Origin of the sequence: Aliivibrio sp. 1S175, from assembly GCF_001690985.1 — a bacterium.
In the GTDB taxonomy this organism is placed as follows: Bacteria; Pseudomonadota; Gammaproteobacteria; order Enterobacterales; family Vibrionaceae; genus Aliivibrio.
Genome location: NZ_MAJS01000079.1, coordinates 301,392 through 317,249 on the forward strand (window position 1 = coordinate 301,392; position 15,858 = coordinate 317,249).

General features: G+C 38.5%; 17 protein-coding genes and 1 other RNA gene. 10 read left to right on the top strand and 8 right to left on the bottom strand.

The features are described 5' to 3' along the window. Nucleotides 1-84: 84 nt before the first annotated feature. Nucleotides 85-945 (top strand): small-conductance mechanosensitive channel MscS, encoded by an 861-nt coding sequence (gene mscS / locus A6E06_RS16580; RefSeq protein ID WP_065594007.1) that lies wholly within the window; start codon nucleotides 85-87, stop codon nucleotides 943-945. A gap of 191 nt (nucleotides 946-1,136) precedes the next feature. After that, nucleotides 1,137-1,832, top strand: a complete 696-nt coding sequence (locus tag A6E06_RS16585; protein ID WP_065594006.1) for an oxidative stress defense protein — start codon at nucleotides 1,137-1,139, stop codon at nucleotides 1,830-1,832. An 85-nt stretch (nucleotides 1,833-1,917) separates the two neighbouring features. Here the strand turns inward: A6E06_RS16585 and serA are convergent, their stop codons facing one another. The 5 genes from serA to zapA form a co-directional block, all read right to left on the bottom strand. Then, nucleotides 1,918-3,147 (bottom strand): phosphoglycerate dehydrogenase, encoded by a 1,230-nt coding sequence (serA, locus tag A6E06_RS16590; RefSeq protein WP_065594005.1) that lies wholly within the window; start codon nucleotides 3,145-3,147, stop codon nucleotides 1,918-1,920. A gap of 201 nt (nucleotides 3,148-3,348) precedes the next feature. Further along, nucleotides 3,349-4,005, bottom strand: coding sequence for a ribose-5-phosphate isomerase RpiA (gene rpiA / locus A6E06_RS16595; protein WP_065594004.1), 657 nt, complete (start codon nucleotides 4,003-4,005; stop codon nucleotides 3,349-3,351). Between the two features lie 238 nt (nucleotides 4,006-4,243). Further along, complete coding sequence (locus A6E06_RS16600) at nucleotides 4,244-4,825, bottom strand: 5-formyltetrahydrofolate cyclo-ligase (RefSeq protein ID WP_065594003.1); 582 nt, start codon at nucleotides 4,823-4,825, stop codon at nucleotides 4,244-4,246. 1 nt (nucleotide 4,826) lies between these two features. Then, a non-coding RNA gene (gene ssrS / locus A6E06_RS16605) (6S RNA) lies at nucleotides 4,827-5,007 on the bottom strand. A 32-nt stretch (nucleotides 5,008-5,039) separates the two neighbouring features. After that, on the bottom strand, nucleotides 5,040-5,366 hold the full coding sequence (gene zapA / locus A6E06_RS16610) for a cell division protein ZapA (protein WP_065594248.1): 327 nt from the start codon (nucleotides 5,364-5,366) through the stop codon (nucleotides 5,040-5,042). Nucleotides 5,367-5,620: 254 nt separating this feature from the next. Between zapA and A6E06_RS16615 the strand changes: the two genes are divergently transcribed. The 3 genes from A6E06_RS16615 to A6E06_RS16625 are packed head-to-tail and all read left to right on the top strand — an operon-like array spanning nucleotide 5,621 to nucleotide 8,604. Continuing rightward, a complete protein-coding gene (locus A6E06_RS16615; RefSeq protein ID WP_065594002.1) occupies nucleotides 5,621-6,190 on the top strand; it encodes a YecA family protein in 570 nt (189 codons plus the stop codon). Between the two features lie 12 nt (nucleotides 6,191-6,202). Further along, a complete protein-coding gene (ubiH, locus tag A6E06_RS16620; RefSeq protein WP_065594001.1) occupies nucleotides 6,203-7,390 on the top strand; it encodes a 2-octaprenyl-6-methoxyphenyl hydroxylase in 1,188 nt (395 codons plus the stop codon). Between the two features lie 2 nt (nucleotides 7,391-7,392). Further along, a complete protein-coding gene (locus A6E06_RS16625) occupies nucleotides 7,393-8,604 on the top strand; it encodes an FAD-dependent 2-octaprenylphenol hydroxylase (RefSeq protein ID WP_065594000.1) in 1,212 nt (403 codons plus the stop codon). Nucleotides 8,605-8,679: 75 nt separating this feature from the next. On the opposite strand, the gene A6E06_RS16630 is transcribed toward A6E06_RS16625, so the two are convergent. Both A6E06_RS16630 and ygfZ read right to left on the bottom strand, forming a co-directional pair. Next, nucleotides 8,680-8,883: a DUF1107 domain-containing protein gene (locus A6E06_RS16630; RefSeq protein ID WP_065593999.1), complete on the bottom strand. Its 204-nt coding sequence runs from the start codon at nucleotides 8,881-8,883 to the stop codon at nucleotides 8,680-8,682. A gap of 543 nt (nucleotides 8,884-9,426) precedes the next feature. Beyond that, nucleotides 9,427-10,383, bottom strand: coding sequence for a tRNA-modifying protein YgfZ (gene ygfZ, locus A6E06_RS16635; protein ID WP_065593998.1), 957 nt, complete (start codon nucleotides 10,381-10,383; stop codon nucleotides 9,427-9,429). Between the two features lie 181 nt (nucleotides 10,384-10,564). Here ygfZ and A6E06_RS16640 point away from each other — a divergent pair, with 181 nt between their 5' ends. Beyond that, nucleotides 10,565-10,825, top strand: a complete 261-nt coding sequence (locus tag A6E06_RS16640) for a succinate dehydrogenase assembly factor 2 (protein ID WP_065593997.1) — start codon at nucleotides 10,565-10,567, stop codon at nucleotides 10,823-10,825. Nucleotides 10,826-11,200: 375 nt separating this feature from the next. On the opposite strand, the gene nadB is transcribed toward A6E06_RS16640, so the two are convergent. Next, nucleotides 11,201-12,820, bottom strand: a complete 1,620-nt coding sequence (nadB, locus tag A6E06_RS16650; protein WP_065593996.1) for an L-aspartate oxidase — start codon at nucleotides 12,818-12,820, stop codon at nucleotides 11,201-11,203. A 316-nt stretch (nucleotides 12,821-13,136) separates the two neighbouring features. Here nadB and rpoE point away from each other — a divergent pair, with 316 nt between their 5' ends. From rpoE to A6E06_RS16670, 4 genes are read left to right on the top strand one after another with little or no spacing between them, the layout of a single operon-like run. Next, nucleotides 13,137-13,715 carry an RNA polymerase sigma factor RpoE gene (gene rpoE, locus A6E06_RS16655; RefSeq protein WP_065594246.1) on the top strand — a complete coding sequence of 193 codons (579 nt, stop codon included), beginning with the start codon at nucleotides 13,137-13,139 and terminating at the stop codon, nucleotides 13,713-13,715. 30 nt (nucleotides 13,716-13,745) lie between these two features. Beyond that, nucleotides 13,746-14,363, top strand: coding sequence for an RseA family anti-sigma factor (locus A6E06_RS16660; RefSeq protein ID WP_065593995.1), 618 nt, complete (start codon nucleotides 13,746-13,748; stop codon nucleotides 14,361-14,363). Continuing rightward, nucleotides 14,363-15,340 (top strand): sigma-E factor regulatory protein RseB, encoded by a 978-nt coding sequence (rseB, locus tag A6E06_RS16665; RefSeq protein WP_065593994.1) that lies wholly within the window; start codon nucleotides 14,363-14,365, stop codon nucleotides 15,338-15,340. Before A6E06_RS16660 ends, rseB begins: the two co-directional genes overlap by 1 nt. 5 nt (nucleotides 15,341-15,345) lie before the next feature. Then, on the top strand, nucleotides 15,346-15,837 hold the full coding sequence (locus tag A6E06_RS16670) for a SoxR reducing system RseC family protein (RefSeq protein ID WP_065593993.1): 492 nt from the start codon (nucleotides 15,346-15,348) through the stop codon (nucleotides 15,835-15,837). Nucleotides 15,838-15,858: the final 21 nt, after the last annotated feature.

Sequence of the window (15,858 nt, forward strand, 5' to 3'; positions counted from 1 at the left end):
GATAGTGTTAGAATTGGTATAAATCGTCAACATAATGGCAACCATCTCATTTTATACTGAGAATAACTATAAAGGACAAATCAAATGGCAGATCAAGGCGCTGTAACTGGTTTAGCTACAAGTGGAGTAGCAAATTTAGAACATTGGCTAACCGATAATTCAGAGTTATTTATTACTTATGGTGTAAATATTATTTCAGCATTAGCAATTCTTTTTATCGGTAATATTATCGTTAAGAAAATTGCAAACGGTGTTGGTAAAGCTCTTGAGAAAAAGAAAATGGACAAAGCGGTTGTTAACTTTGTTCACACATTAGTTCGTTATCTTCTATTCATCATCATCTTAATTGCTGCGCTAGGTAAAATAGGCGTTCAAACTGCTTCTGTCGTTGCTGTTATTGGTGCGGCTGGTTTAGCGGTAGGTCTTGCTCTTCAAGGCTCTCTATCAAATTTTGCAGCTGGTGTGTTGATCGTTGCATTCCGTCCATTCAAATCTGGCGATTACGTTGAGATTGGTGGTGTTGCGGGTTCTGTTGATTCAATTCAAATTTTCCAAACTATTTTAACAACGCCAGACAACAAAATGGTTGTTGTACCAAATGGTGGTGTAATTGGTAGCCCAATCACAAACTACTCTCGTCATGCGACTCGTCGTGTTGATCATGTAATTGGTGTTTCTTACAGTGCTGATCTGAAGAAAACAAAAGAAGTGATCACTAAGGTACTTGAGTCAGATGAGCGTGTTCTTAAAACTCCAGCACCAACGGTTGGTGTTGTTGCTCTTGCTGATTCATCTGTAAACTTTGTTGTGCGCCCTTGGTGTAAAACTGAGCAATACTGGGATGTTTACTTTGATACGCTTCAAGCGATTAAAGAAGGTCTGGATAACGAAGGTATTGAGATCCCATTTCCACAAATGGATGTGCATTTAAATAAAGCGGATTAACTGTTATTTAAATCAATATCTGAAATGCCGCCTTAGGGTGGCATTTTTTTTACCTCTATTTTTGCATAATGCTGATGTCTGTAATTTGTTGTGTAATAAAGAAGTAATTTGATTAATATAAGAACAGACAAAATGAATTATTTACGGCTATTATAGTCATATCCATATAATGTTACTTTGAGAAAGTTAGAATGAAAAAAATAATTAGTGCTTTATGTCTATCGGTTTGTTTAGCTCCTGTTGCTTTTGCATCGTCACCTGATTTTCCACATATTGAAGTATCGGGAAAGGGTGAGGTACTTGTCGTTCCAGATATGGCTCAGTTTTCTGTTGATGTTGTTGAAAGCAAAGCGACAGCAGAAAAAGCAAAACAAGCAGCAGATAAAGCAGTTACTGGTTTTCTTGCTCGTTTAGAGGTACAAGGCGTTAAGCGTGAAAATATTAACAGTGGCAATATTCGTCTAACACCAGAGTACCGTTATCCGAAAGGCCAAAAACCAGAGCTTGTTGGCTATAAGGCGATACGAAATATTACAGTAACAGTACTAGATTTAAATAAATTGAACGGTTATTTAGATAAAGCGTTAGGCGATGGGATTAACCGTATTAATCAAATAGAACTAAAAACCAGTAAAGAAAAAGAATACATTGAAGCTGCGCGTTTAGAGGCAATTAAAGATGCGAATGATAAAGCTACATCACTAGCTAAAGGCTTTGGTACGGCGGTTAAAGGTGTTTGGAAGGTGTCTTACCATAATAATTACAGCCAACCTGTTTTAATGAAAAGCATGAGAATGGATGCAGCATCGGATACTTCAGAAAGTTACCAAGATACTCAAATGGTTATCAGTGATTCAGTTTCTGTTGTATATCGTCTTAAAGAATAACTTGTTTTGTTTTTAGAATCGAAAAAGGGGTTACCAGATAGGTAACCCCTTTTTTATTTTGGGATTGTATTTTTTAAATCCACTTTTAGTGAAGAATACGAGCTCGTATTGTTCCTTCAATCGCTTTAAGTTGAATTAGAGCTTCCTCTGAGCGAGCAGTTTCAACATCAATAACTACATAGCCCATTTCTGCTGAGGTTTGTAGATATTGAGCGGCAATGTTAATGCCTTCATCAGCAAAAATGCTGTTAATTTTAGTCAAAATACCTGGACGGTTCTCATGAATATGCAGCAAACGAGACGTATCTGTATGCAATGGAAGAGATACTTCAGGGAAGTTAACTGATGATAATGTTGAGCCATTATCCGAGTATTTCGTTAATTTTCCAGCAACCTCTACACCAATGTTCTCTTGAGCTTCTTGAGTTGAGCCACCGACATGAGGTGTTAGGATAACATTGTCAAACTTTTGCAGTGGTGATTCAAATGGGTCTGCATTGGTCGCAGGCTCTACAGGGAACACATCAATAGCAGCGCCACCTAAATGGCCTGATTCAAGAGCATCACATAAATCTTGGATTTTTACGACAGTGCCACGAGCGGCATTAATGAATATTGCCCCTGGTTTCATTCTAGCGAACTCTTCTGCGCCCATCATGTCTTTTGTTCCTGCGGTTTCAGGTACATGAAGGGTAATAACATCACACTTGTTTAATAGTTCACTCATGGTTTGAATTTGAGTGGCATTACCTAATGATAATTTGTTTTCAATATCATAGTAGTAAACACGCATGCCTAGGTTTTCAGCTAAAATCCCTAATTGTGTGCCGATATGTCCGTAACCTATGATACCCAAACGTTTGCCCCTCGCTTCAAAAGAAGCATCAGCACTTTTTTTCCAGATGCCACGGTGAGCTTGTGCATTTTTTTCTGGAATACCGCGAAGCAGTAGTAGGATTTGACCTAATACTAGCTCAGCTACACTACGGGTATTGGAGAATGGGGCATTAAATACAGGGATACCACGCTTTGCCGCCGCAGTTAAATTTACTTGGTTGGTGCCAATACAGAAACAACCCACAGCAACTAATTTATTAGCAGCATCAAACACTTCTTGAGTAAGCTGAGTTCGTGATCGTAAACCGATAAAATGAACATCTTTTACTGCTTCAAGAAGTTCTTCTTCTGATAGAGATCCTTTATGGTATTCAATGTTGGTGTAACCGTCAGCTTGAAATACTTCAACACAAGATGGGTGCAATCCTTCTAAAAGAAGAATTTTAATTTTTTCTTTTTCCAGAGATACTTTTGCCATGTCGTTCTTATCCTTAAAAACAAAATCAATAATGATTAGGGAAGTGATTATTTATTGATGATTATAAAGTATCAAAAAATAACCAGTTTGGGTAAGAAAATTACGGAATAGTTAATAAAAAACGGTACTAATGAGTACCGTTTGTAATCGAGTGACATTTTTATCTCTCAATTGAAGAGATAAGAAAGGAAATTTATTGTATTAATCGAATTTTTTTACACCGTCAGGAGAACCAACGAGCAGTACGTCTGCGCCACGGTGAGCAAATAAACCGACAGTGACAACGCCAGCAAGACTATTGATTTTATCTTCTAATTCTTTAGCGTTAGTGATCTGCATATTATGTACGTCTAAGATCATATTACCATTATCGGTAACTACGCCTTCACGGTACGCAGGATCACCACCAAGCTTAACTAATTCACGAGCAACGTAAGAGCGAGCCATTGGAATGACTTCAACAGGCAGAGGAAATTGACCTAATATTTCTACTTGTTTCGTATTATCAACAATACAAATGAATTTTTCAGAGATAGCAGCAACGATTTTTTCACGAGTAAGGGCTGCGCCGCCGCCTTTAATCATTTCATTTTTACCGTTGATTTCATCTGCGCCATCAACATAAACATCAAGGCTGAAAACATCATTACACTCGAAGACTGGAATGCCTAATTCTTTCAGCTTTTCAGTAGATGCTACAGAGCTTGATACTGCACCTTTAATTTCTTTTTTCATTGTCGCAAGTGCGTCGATGAAATGATTTACTGTTGATCCTGTACCCACACCAACAATGCTACCTGGTTTTACGTATTCTAACGCTGCCCAACCGGCTGCTTTTTTCATCTCGTCTTGAGTCATGACATTCTCCTAATGAAATAATAGTGTTCAATATGAAAGCGGCGTGATTATAACGTACTGACTTTTCTTCGTCAGAAAAAATAAGTGAATAAATGAGAAAAAACAGAATTAATGCAAACGTTTTCGTTTTTTATGTACTTGTTCTTCTTAAAGTATCAACCTCTCAACTCTTTTCTTCAGATAATTAGGGGGTTGGATTGAATGTAATGCTCTGTGTGTTTGTCGATAATAGTAAAAGCTACCATTGCCATATTCTATTAGGGGTAATTATTTTAGGAAGGGGAACGTCCCAAGATTCGCTTGGAAGTAATTCAACTTGTTGGCAGGTATGCGCAATCCCAATAGGCATTGGGCCAGTTTGAGAATGATGCCAATTAACCAAAGTGCGATCATAATAACCACCTCCCATGCCTAATCGGTTACCTGTTTGATCAAACGCGACAAGAGGAGTAATGATGATATCAAGATCATTAACGGGAACCACTTGAGTTTTATCTAATTTTGGCTCTGGGATCTGGTATCTATTTAGAATAAGCGGGGTATCTTGGTTATATTGAAGAAAAAGTAGATGCCCTTTACTAAAAGGATGAATAACAGGCAAAGAAACAGATTTACCTTGCTGCCAACACCATTTAATCAATAGTGATGTATTTATTTCACCATCAACAGAAAGATAAATCGCGATAGATTTTGCGTTTTGAATATAAGGGTCATTAGCGCATTGTAAGACAAGGTCTTCAGCGGCTTGATTTTGTTCTTGAGGAGATAAAGCATTGCGAGCTTGGCGGATTGATTGTCGAATAGGTCGACGAGATGTCATGGAATACCCCAAAGTGCCGTAGTGGTCGTAGCCCTTGAACCCTCGGTTCAAGGCGGATCAGCAACATTTACCGTAGGCTTCTCAGTACAAGCCGAGCATGCTCAATAGTAAATAAGTACTAACCCTAATTTGTGCTTATCGGCTCAGGGACATAGATCCGCCTACAAACACTCCAGGGTAAATTTGATTCTTTTGCTATCCTTAGCGACGGTTTCTATTCTGCCGTATTTTCTTCTATTTGGCTAGGCTTTACGGTAGAAATTGCCGCTTCTAATGCACTGGCAAGTAATCCCATTCGCTCATAAACGTCAGCAGAATGCTGACTTGCTTCTTTTTTAGCCATATGTAATTCATAGCAGATATTTAACGATGTAATTGTTAATAATTGCTCTGTATTGGTTACCTTAGTTCGTTCAGATAATTCATTTACTCGATTATCTAAATCTTTTGCGGCTTCCTTTAAGGCAGCTTCTTGACCAGAAGGACAGTTAACCTTGATGGCTCGTCCTAAGATTTGAACTTGCACGGCTTGGCTTGACATCAATACATTACTCATCGTTAAACTATAAGAATACACCGATAAAAAAAACGCATCAGTGATAAGTGAATGAAACTATAAGAAATGCGTGAATAAGATTCAAGTATTTCCCTTATCTTTGTTGACGGTGGTTAACTATATTCTTAATAAAACAACAATATGATGAAAAGATACGCAATTGCGAGAGATCGTGAGTTTTCTGGTTATGCTCAAAGTGGTAGCATGGTGACACTATTCATAAAATCAGAGACCACCCCATGAGCGTAATTAAGATGCCAACCTTCTTGACTGTAGAGTCAGCTTTAAAAGACAGTGGATTAGCCGTAACGCCAGCAGAATTACATGGTCTACTTGTGGGCATGATAAGCGGTGGACTTCCGTTAGATGATAAAACATGGAAACCTCTTATGTTTGATTACACGAACGATGGTATGGGATGGCCGGATAATGCACTTAAAATGGGCAGTGCTGTTTTTCAATGCACCGTTGCAGAGTTAAGTACTGATAATTTTGCTTTGGATATGCTGATCCCTGATGAAACAGAAACACTAATGAACAGAGCCGATGGGTTAAGTGAGTGGGTTAACCATTTCATTTCTGGTTTAGGGTTGGTTGAACTAAAACTAGATAAAGCCTCTGCATCATTAAAAGAAGCCTTATTAGATCTAGAAGAGATTGCTCGCCTAGGCATTGATGAGGAAGATGATCTTGAAGAGCAAGAAAATCTATTTGAACAAGTTATTGAACATGCTCGTATTTGTGTACTTACTATCCATGCTGAATTAGGCCAAAAAGTACATAACGACGCCTCTAAATCTGTGCATTAATTAGGTAAAACTATGACACATTATGATGTAGTGATTGTAGGTGGTGCAATGGCCGGTGCGACTTTGGCACTGGTTTTAGAGAGTATGAATAAAGACAATTTATCGATAGCGGTAATTGAAGCGGTAAAGCCCAATTTAGATCTTCATCCTGGCTACGACTCTAGGAGTATTGCATTATCAAATGGCACGTCCCAGTTACTAAAAGACAGTAACCTTTGGTCAGAATTCGACGCATTTACCACTCCGATCCATCATATTCATGTGTCAGATAGAGGCCACGCAGGCTTAACCGAATTAACCTCAAAAGAGCTTAATGTTAATGCGTTAGGTTATGTGGTTGAGCTGGCTGATGTTGGGCGATTTTATCATCAGGCGCTAGAGGGATCTAAAAACATAGATTTGCTTTGTCCTGTATCGGTAACGCATATTGAGCGTGAAACATCGTTATCAACGTTAACACTATCGGATGGTAATGTGATTTCAACCTCCCTTATTGTTGCCGCAGATGGTGCTGAATCAATGACATGTAAGAGCATGAATATTGAAAGCGAAAATGATGATTTTGAACAAGTCGCTATCATTGCTAATGTCACTACGGCTATCAACCCAGAAGGTAAAGCATTTGAACGTTTTACTGATAATGGTCCATTGGCCTTGCTTCCTATGTCACAAGGACGAAGCTCATTAGTTTGGTGTGTTAGTCCTGAAGAATCACAGCAAATACTGAAATATGATGATAAAGCGTTTTTAGAACACCTACAGGGTGCTTTTGGGTGGCGCTTAGGTCAGTTCGTTAAAACAGGGAAGCGGGCGCATTATCCATTATGGTTACGTCGCCAAAAACAACACATATCACATCGTTTTGCTGCCATTGGTAATGCAGCTCAGACACTTCACCCTATTGCTGGCCAAGGTTTCAATTTGGGTATTCGAGATGTATTTTCATTGGCGGAATGCTTAACTAAAGCGCATCGTTTAGGAAATGATATTGGTGAATATTGTGTACTTTCTGAATATCAAAAGCGACGTCAGCCAGATCAAATACAAACAATAACAATGACAGCAGGATTGGTTTCTATTTTCGCAAATAATTCGTTCCCAATGGTTGTTGGTAGAAACGTAAGTTTGTATGGTGTAGATACATTCCGTTCTTTTTTAAAGCCCCTGACATTACGAGCAATGGGTAGAGTGAATAGATAATTATGATGCAAAGTGTAGATGTTGCAATTATTGGTGGTGGCATGGTCGGTTTGACGGTGGCAGCAGCATTAGAAAAAAGTGGATTAAGAGTCGCTGTGATCGAAAGTAAATTGCCGTCTACTGAATTAGACGATTTACCTGATATTCGAGTTTCTGCCATTAGTCGAGCCAGTGAAAATATTCTTGAGTATGTTGGCGCATGGCAAGGGATCGCTTCTCGTCGATCTGCATCATATACGTCAATGAAAGTATGGGAGCAAGACAGTTTCGCTCATATTGATTTTGAGGCAGAGCAAATTGCCCAGAGTAATTTAGGACATATTGTTGAAAATCGTGTGATTCAATTGTCATTGCTTGAAAAAATAGAGAAGCAAGATAATGTGACATTATTTGCCCCCGAGCGTTGCAGTAAAATTTTATTTGGTGAAAGCGAAGCGTGGATCAATTTAGAATCAGGTAAAGCAATTACTGCTAAATTAGTCGTTGGTGCTGATGGTGCGAATTCATGGTTACGTCAGCAACTGGACATCCCATTAACACATTGGGATTACGGGCATAGTGCTCTTGTGGCAAATATTAGAACCGTTGAGCCGCATAATAAAACCGCACGTCAAATATTTAGACCTGAAGGTCCATTAGCCTTCCTTCCTCTTGGTGAATCAAATTTAAGCTCGATAGTATGGTCATTAGATCCTCTTCATGCTGAAAATTTAGTTTCAATGCCAGAGGAAGAGTTTAATAAACAATTAACCGCCGCCTTTGATAATCAGTTGGGGCTGTGTCAGGTTGAAGGTGAGCGCCAAGCTTTTCCTTTAAAAATGCGTTATGCCAAAGATTTTGTAAAAGATCGTGTGGTATTGGTTGGTGATGCTGCTCATACGATTCATCCATTAGCCGGACAAGGTGTAAATTTAGGTTTAGCTGATGCTGCAGCATTAGCTGAAATTATTATGGAATTGCATTTAGAGGGTAAAGATATTGGCTTAAAGGCTAACTTGAGACCTTTTGAACGTTGGAGAAAATCAGAAGCAGCACAAATGATAGCGTCAATGCAGGGCTTTAAAGAATTGTTTTCTGGTGATAACCCAATTAAGAAAATGGTGAGGGGATTAGGGATGTCTCTTGCTAATGAATTAACGCCAGTAAAAGATGAATGTTTGAAAAGAGCATTAGGTCTGTCTGGACGATTACCAAAGATGGCGTTGAAAAAGTAATGTTTAAGCATTAACAAACATAAAAAAAGGTAGCGAAAGCTACCTTTTTTATTCGTATCGATTTTACATATGGGTCTAATAAGAAAGGCGTAATCGAGCAACTTCCAAGTTAACCTCTTTTATCATTCTATATTGTTCGCGTTCAGCTTGAGAGGGAACAATTAGTTTTCCCGCTTCAAATCTAAATTCTCCAATACCATGAATATGAATCTTTCCGTTAAACAGTCGACTAATATGTTTAGCAATCATACCTGGGGCATAGTGCTTAAAAAATCGCATCACATTATCCTTTAGTGATTAATACTATAAAAGCATTTTATTTATACCAATAGTGCTAAAAATTAATTCTAATTCGCATTATGGGTATTACTTTTGGAAGGCATTATAAAGCAGAAAAGGTGACGATAGTGTGACAAAAATGGAATTGAGTGACGAAGGTATTATTTTCTTGTGTTTTTATATTCTTAAATTTGATCTTTATTCGATATTAAATAGTACGTTTGAGTGTTGAATTAGGAATAGATAAAAAAAGCCCGAAATAAATTCGGGCAAACAGTCACAGATGCACTTCCAATATATATAGGTATATTGGAATAAATTGTTTGGAGTTAAACAATTTATGCGTTCCTTTGTAAGAAAAGAACATAAATAAGATAGCTAATTAATTACCAAATTGCTACTTATTCACAATAAATAAATAACAATTCAGTTTTTAACATTTAATTGTGCACTAAAGATCAATATTCAAAATGTAAGAATGTAAATTAATCTTACTCTCGACACTGTTAATGTTAGCGAACGATTTATTGTCTATAGACTTGTTTATTCTTCATCAAGTGAGTAAGGAAGAGGTTGTTTTTCCCAGATTGAATCTTTAAGTCTAAATTGAGAATCTTCATCAAGATTATTTGGAAGAATAGCTAAGGCAAGAGTCTCACCTTCAGCAAAACGGAAGGCAGAGACGATAACGCCACCTTTACGCCAGTTATCACCCACACTACGTTCAATCGGATCACCAGCGATTGGTGTTTGCTCTGAGTGTCCAGAGACTAAATACATTGCTCGCTTGTTGATGCCACGATACTTTGCTCTTGCAACGGTTTCTTGGCCGGTATAACACCCTTTTTTAAAGCTGATGCCACCCAGAGCCTGTAAGTTCATTGCTTGAGGGATATGTTCATTGCTTAATGCTGAATCAAGTTGAGGAAAAGCGTGCTGTAATTGATAAAGTGTCCACACGTCTTCGTTACATAAGGTAGCTTGAGTAACAGAAGCAAGTATGTCTTCTTTTTGAGTTATTGTTGTAACCAGTAACCATTGTAAAGAACCGATTTTTGCAAAGGTTCCAAATACAGAAGTACGAACATCTTCTTGTGAATCCGTATTATTATCAATCCAGACTTGAGCTTCTTCTCCTGTAAAACCAAGTAAAACTTCGTCACTAATAGCGATGTCTACTTTAGAGAATACTGAATATTTCTTAATTTCAGTAAGCTCGGTTTCTACTGAGCTTCTACGTTGGAATAAGGCATAACCTTCATTGTGGTGGAAAAGGTGGAATATGCTCCATAACTTACCTTTTGCATCGCAGTGGCCACCAAAGGTAATTTCATTTTGAGCTAAAGCAACCACATCACAGGTTACTTGACCATGTAGATACGATTTTTTATCGGCACCCACCATAGTAATTAATGCCCAATCATTCAGTTCAGAAATCGCAAAGCATGGAAGAGTGTTGCCTTTTTTTATTGATAACGCTGGGAATAGAGTGCTCATCATGAAATTCTTATTTGGTTAGATTATTTCCTTTATAGTAAATGCCTACATTTTAAATGTCAGTAAAAAGAAACAAGTAGTTTTATGTCTCATCTTCTTCAACTTGTGACCTTAGATCATGGTTGTGATAGAAAGAGACTGATAAACTCAGGCCAGTTATTTCTATTTTGATCTAGGGGACAGTATGTACAGTGTCGAAGAAAAAGCACGAGTCAAGTGGGCTTGCCGTCGTGGGATGCTGGAATTAGATGTGGTAGTAATGCCATTTTTTGATGAATGTTTTGAAGAGCTTACAGAAGCTGAACAGCAAGGCTTTGTTTCATTGTTAGAATGTGATGATCCTGATTTGTTTACTTGGATTATGGGACACGGCCGCAGTGACAACCTCGCTCACGCTGCAATTATAGATAAAATTGTTGAGCATAACCTCAGTAAACTCCGTTAAGGTCATACTTAACTTTTCTAATATCGCCTATCTTACTTTGCATGGTTGTTATCTTTGCGTTGGGTGGGCGATGTTATTAATTGATATTGTTCCATTTCCTTTATTACCTCTTCTCTTTCATTATAGTTACCTGCACCTTACTCTTGTTTATCATTCCCTTTTAGAGTTGCAAGGTTCATACACATTTATAGATAAAGAGTCTGATGACCATCGTGATTGGGTTGTAACCCGAACATTCTGGTTAAGTCGAAGCCTAAGTGTTTTTTATGCCCAAAATGAGTATACAGGTCGTTACTTTTATCTGTTTAACGATACGATAGATATAAAAAAGCACCATCAATTAATGGTGCTTTTAAAGTGATTAATTAAAACTCGTTATTTAAAGTCTTTTGGCGCTAAAATCGTAGGGCCTGATTCTTCTAGAGCTTCTGGATAATCTAGCGTGTAATGAAGACCACAGCTTTCTTTACGTTCCATGGCACAACGAATCATCAATTCAGAGACGTCTAATAAATTACGTAATTCAATTAAGTTATTAGATACACGGAAATTACTGTAATAATCGTGTGTTTCTTGCTTTAGCAATTGAATACGACGAAGCGCTCTTTCTAGACGTTTATCGGTGCGAACAATACCCATGTAGTCCCACATAAATAGGCGCAATTCATGCCAATTATGTTGAATTACGACTTCTTCATCTGAGCATTCAACTTGGCTTTCATCCCATGCGGGTAGTGATGGTGGAAGCTCTCTGTTTTTCATGTCTTTTATAATGCACTCAGCTGCTGACCACGCGTAAACGACGCACTCTAGCAATGAGTTCGATGCTAATCGGTTCGCACCATGAAGGCCTGTGTAGCTCACTTCACCTATCGCAAATAAACCATCTATGTCTGTTTGTCCTTGCTTATCGACCATAACACCACCACAAGTGTAGTGAGCTGCTGGGACAATTGGGATTGGCTCTTTGGTCATATCAATACCAAATGAAAGCAGTTTTTCATTAATGGTAGGAAAATGGTGATGAATGAATTCTTCAGGTTTATGGCTGATATCTAAGTACATGCAATCAGCGCCTAAGCGTTTCATTTCAAAGTCGATAGCGCGAGCGACAACATCACGAGGCGCTAATTCACCACGTTCATCAAAATCAGGCATAAAGCGAGTGCCATCAGGACGACGTAAATAGGCGCCTTCACCACGTAACGCTTCAGACATTAAGAAGTTACGAGCGTCAGGGTGGAATAAACAGGTCGGGTGGAACTGATTGAATTCTAAATTTGCGACTCGACAACCTGCGCGCCAAGCCATTGCAATCCCATCACCAGAAGAAACATCAGGGTTAGAGGTATATTGGTAAACTTTAGAAGCGCCGCCCGTTGCTAATACCACAAACTTAGCGCGAACGGTTTCAACGTGTTCCGCATCACGGTTCCAAATATAAGCACCAACTACCTTGTCTTCTTCGCCGCCGACTTTATCTTCAGTGATTAAATCAAGTGCATTGTGTCGCTCAAAGATAGATATATTAGGATGGTTCACTACGTTATCTTGTAATGAGTTTTGCACTGCTCTACCTGTGGCATCTGCCGCGTGAAGAATACGACGATGGCTATGACCACCCTCGCGAGTTAAATGAAACTTTGGATCTGAAACGTCGGTTTCTTTTTCATCATCGTGATCAAAAGGAACACCGCCATCAATTAACCATTGAACGCAATGCTTAGCATTCTCTGCGATAAAGGTAACAACGTCTTTATCGCAGATATGGGCACCTGCAATAAGGGTATCGTCAACATGAGATTCAACAGTATCACTTTCATCAAATACGGCAGCGATGCCCCCTTGAGCGTAATAGGTTGAGCCTTCATTACGAGGCCCCTTACTTAAAACGATCACCTTTCCATGTGGTGCGACTCTAAGTGCAAGTGAAAGACCAGCAGCACCACTACCTATGACTAAAACGTCACAACTGTGTTCATTGGTTATGTTCATATATTCATCATTATCCTGTGATTATCCGAGTATTTTACCAGAATCTATGAGATTGCGTCATATTTTGAAGTGGAATCTTAAATATCAAGAATAAAAAATAGAAAATAGGCCATAAAAAACCTTATAGAAGTCTTAAAGTTAATCATGGAACTATTAAATTGATAAAAAAATGTAATAATAAAGGAACTTTCTAAATATTAGAAACTCATACATAGTGCTCAAGTTAATTGTGATATAGCTAAATAACAGTGTTAGCTATTGCGTAATGTAAACTTAATGCGCATCTAAGAAGAATAACATGGGAGTACCAGCTCCAATGAGTGAGCAGTTAACAGATCAAGTTTTAATTGAGCGTGTTCAACGTGGTGATAAGCAAGCATTTAATCACTTAGTGATTAAGTACCAAAACAAAGTATGTAACCTTATTTCTCGCTATGTGAAAAATAGTGGTGATGTGCCAGATGTCGCACAAGAAGCGTTTATTAAAGCATATCGAGCATTACCAACGTTTCGTGGTGATAGTGCATTTTATACTTGGTTGTATCGTATAGCCGTAAATACAGCAAAGAACTACCTTGTCGCTCAAGGTCGTAGACCTCCAGCATCAGATGTGGATGCCGTAGATGCTGAATATTATGACGGAGACAGTGCATTAAAAGAAATCACTAATCCAGAGAATTTATCGTTGACGGAAGAATTACGACAAATCGTATTTTCGACCATCGATGGTTTACCAGAAGATTTAAAAACAGCAATTACCTTACGAGAGATTGAAGGCTTAAGTTATGAAGATATTGCTGCTGTAATGGAGTGTCCAGTTGGTACGGTTCGTTCTCGTATCTTCCGAGCTCGTGAAGTTGTTGAGAAAAAGATCCAACCGCTAGTGCAGCATTAACTATTTTCCAACGGTCAAACGGTGAAGACAATGACTGATAAAGAACAAATTTCTGCGTTTATTGATAATGAAGAAATGGACAATGCGTTCATTGAATCACTATCTCAACCTGAAAATGCAGAAGCCTGGAAAAATTACCATTTAATTGGTGATGTCATGAGAGGGGATGCCCCCGCTAGCAATGAATGGAATATTGCAGCGAATGTAGCTCTTGCTCTTGAGGATGAACCTGTTCATCAAATGAATGACACTGTGACGACGTTTATGCCCTCACAACCAACACCAAGTGAAGCAAAGAAAACATTACCAAGCTGGATGACTCAGTTCACTCAAGTCGCCATGGCTGCATGTTTTTCTTTAGTTGTAATCGTCGGTGTGCAGCAGTATAACGGTGCCGATAATGGAGTGATTCCAGCAAGTGGTGACATACAAGTTTTAGATACTGTTCCCTTTAGTGGAACTGCTGAGCCGGTAAGCCTAACTCGTGATTCTTTAGTTAAGAATACGTCAACAGAAGCAGACGTAATGGAGCAGCGTAAACGCATTAATGCGATGCTGCAAGATTATGAACTACAACTTCGTTTGAATGCACACGATGGTTCAATTGATCGTGATCTATTAGAGCAAAATACACTATTGGCAGAATAATGAAACGTATACTGATCAGCTTTATTGCCTTGGTCAGCTTCTTCCCAATATTAGCCTCAGCAGAAGAGAGCCCTTCTGCTGAGGCTTTGTTACATCAAATGGGTGAGGCTAGTCACGAGCTAAATTATGAACTTTCTTACATTCTCGTAAAAAAAAGTAGCATAGAACCTTTTATGTATCGTCATTCCCATGTTGATAAAATGACGCTCTCACACCTTGTTTATTTAAGCGGTTCAATGCGAGAAGTCATCCGTAGGAATGATGAAATAACGTATTTAGAACAAGGTAATAAACCTTTTTCCATTAAATCAGAAACTATTGTTGCCCCCATTATTCCGCTATTACATAAAAATGTAGTCGTACTAAAAGAATATTATGATTTTGTTTCGATGGGGAGATCTAGAGAAGCGGGTTCTCCTGCTCAAGTTGTGCGAATTGTTCCCAAAGATGGAAATCGTTACTCTTATATTGTATGGATTGATGAGCGCAGTAATTTACCGTTACGGACAGATCTAGTCAGTCGTGAGGGGGAAGTCATTGAGCAATATAGAGTTATTTCTTACACCGTTAACGAGCAAATATCAGATTATATGAATCAACGTTTAGGTGATGCAGAATTACCTAAAGTATTATCAGTACCACTCCCTACAGATGAAGAATCAACATGGCGCGTTCATTGGCTTCCAAATGGTTTTAAAAGCGTTCACTTTAACCGTTATCGTTTAGCTATGAATCAACGTTCAGTAGAGAGTAAAATGTATTCTGATGGATTATTTAATTTTTCCGTCTATATATCTGAAGCTGATAAACTGAGTAATAAAGAACAATCAATTCGCCAAGGTAGACGTTCGCTTTATAGTTATATTCAAGGCGACTATGAAATCAGTGTGGTTGGTGATATTCCTGCAATAACCGCAAAACGTATTGCAGATTCTGTTATTTTTACTACGCCAGAACCTAAAAACGAGAATAAGTAATACTTATGATGACTGCATTAGCAACAGTACTTGATATTCAAGATGATATTGTAGTGGTTGGCTGTCAACAAAAAACCAGCTGTAACCACTGCTCGTCTAAAGATTCGTGTGGTACCGGTATTGTCTCTAAAGTATTGCCTGGAAAAGTGCATCACTGGGCTTTTCATACCGATAAAAAATTAACGATTGGGCAAATGGTTGAAATAGGGCTACCTGAGAAAAATTTATTACAATCGGCAACCATCGTTTATCTAGTGCCTTTGGCTTTTCTATTGTTTGGAGCATTATTGTCGGAATGGCTACTCTCTCCATTAATAGGCATCGGAGAAGTGACCACTATTGGTATGGCAGCACTTTCATCATGGGGTGGGTATTTTATTGCAAAACGCCTTTCTCATCGTATTGAGCAGAATACAGAACAACAAGTTAGCCTAATTAGAGTCCTTGGCGAACCGGTTTCTGACACTCTCTCGGTAAATGCTGCAGGAATAAGATAGCGACTTGCGAGGAAATTGGGT

What these genes read in the sequence shown, in the direction of transcription:
- mscS (WP_065594007.1), top strand. Translation starts at nt 85, where the DNA reads ATGGCAGATCAAGGCGCTGTAACTGGTTTAGCTACAAGTGGAGTAGCA.
- A6E06_RS16585 (WP_065594006.1), top strand. Translation starts at nt 1,137, where the DNA reads ATGAAAAAAATAATTAGTGCTTTATGTCTATCGGTTTGTTTAGCTCCT.
- serA (WP_065594005.1), bottom strand. Translation starts at nt 3,147, where the DNA reads ATGGCAAAAGTATCTCTGGAAAAAGAAAAAATTAAAATTCTTCTTTTA.
- rpiA (WP_065594004.1), bottom strand. Translation starts at nt 4,005, where the DNA reads ATGACTCAAGACGAGATGAAAAAAGCAGCCGGTTGGGCAGCGTTAGAA.
- A6E06_RS16600 (WP_065594003.1), bottom strand. Translation starts at nt 4,825, where the DNA reads ATGACATCTCGTCGACCTATTCGACAATCAATCCGCCAAGCTCGCAAT.
- zapA (WP_065594248.1), bottom strand. Translation starts at nt 5,366, where the DNA reads ATGTCAAGCCAAGCCGTGCAAGTTCAAATCTTAGGACGAGCCATCAAG.
- A6E06_RS16615 (WP_065594002.1), top strand. Translation starts at nt 5,621, where the DNA reads ATGAGCGTAATTAAGATGCCAACCTTCTTGACTGTAGAGTCAGCTTTA.
- ubiH (WP_065594001.1), top strand. Translation starts at nt 6,203, where the DNA reads ATGACACATTATGATGTAGTGATTGTAGGTGGTGCAATGGCCGGTGCG.
- A6E06_RS16625 (WP_065594000.1), top strand. Translation starts at nt 7,393, where the DNA reads ATGATGCAAAGTGTAGATGTTGCAATTATTGGTGGTGGCATGGTCGGT.
- A6E06_RS16630 (WP_065593999.1), bottom strand. Translation starts at nt 8,883, where the DNA reads ATGCGATTTTTTAAGCACTATGCCCCAGGTATGATTGCTAAACATATT.
- ygfZ (WP_065593998.1), bottom strand. Translation starts at nt 10,383, where the DNA reads ATGATGAGCACTCTATTCCCAGCGTTATCAATAAAAAAAGGCAACACT.
- A6E06_RS16640 (WP_065593997.1), top strand. Translation starts at nt 10,565, where the DNA reads ATGTACAGTGTCGAAGAAAAAGCACGAGTCAAGTGGGCTTGCCGTCGT.
- nadB (WP_065593996.1), bottom strand. Translation starts at nt 12,820, where the DNA reads ATGAACATAACCAATGAACACAGTTGTGACGTTTTAGTCATAGGTAGT.
- rpoE (WP_065594246.1), top strand. Translation starts at nt 13,137, where the DNA reads ATGAGTGAGCAGTTAACAGATCAAGTTTTAATTGAGCGTGTTCAACGT.
- A6E06_RS16660 (WP_065593995.1), top strand. Translation starts at nt 13,746, where the DNA reads ATGACTGATAAAGAACAAATTTCTGCGTTTATTGATAATGAAGAAATG.
- rseB (WP_065593994.1), top strand. Translation starts at nt 14,363, where the DNA reads ATGAAACGTATACTGATCAGCTTTATTGCCTTGGTCAGCTTCTTCCCA.
- A6E06_RS16670 (WP_065593993.1), top strand. Translation starts at nt 15,346, where the DNA reads ATGATGACTGCATTAGCAACAGTACTTGATATTCAAGATGATATTGTA.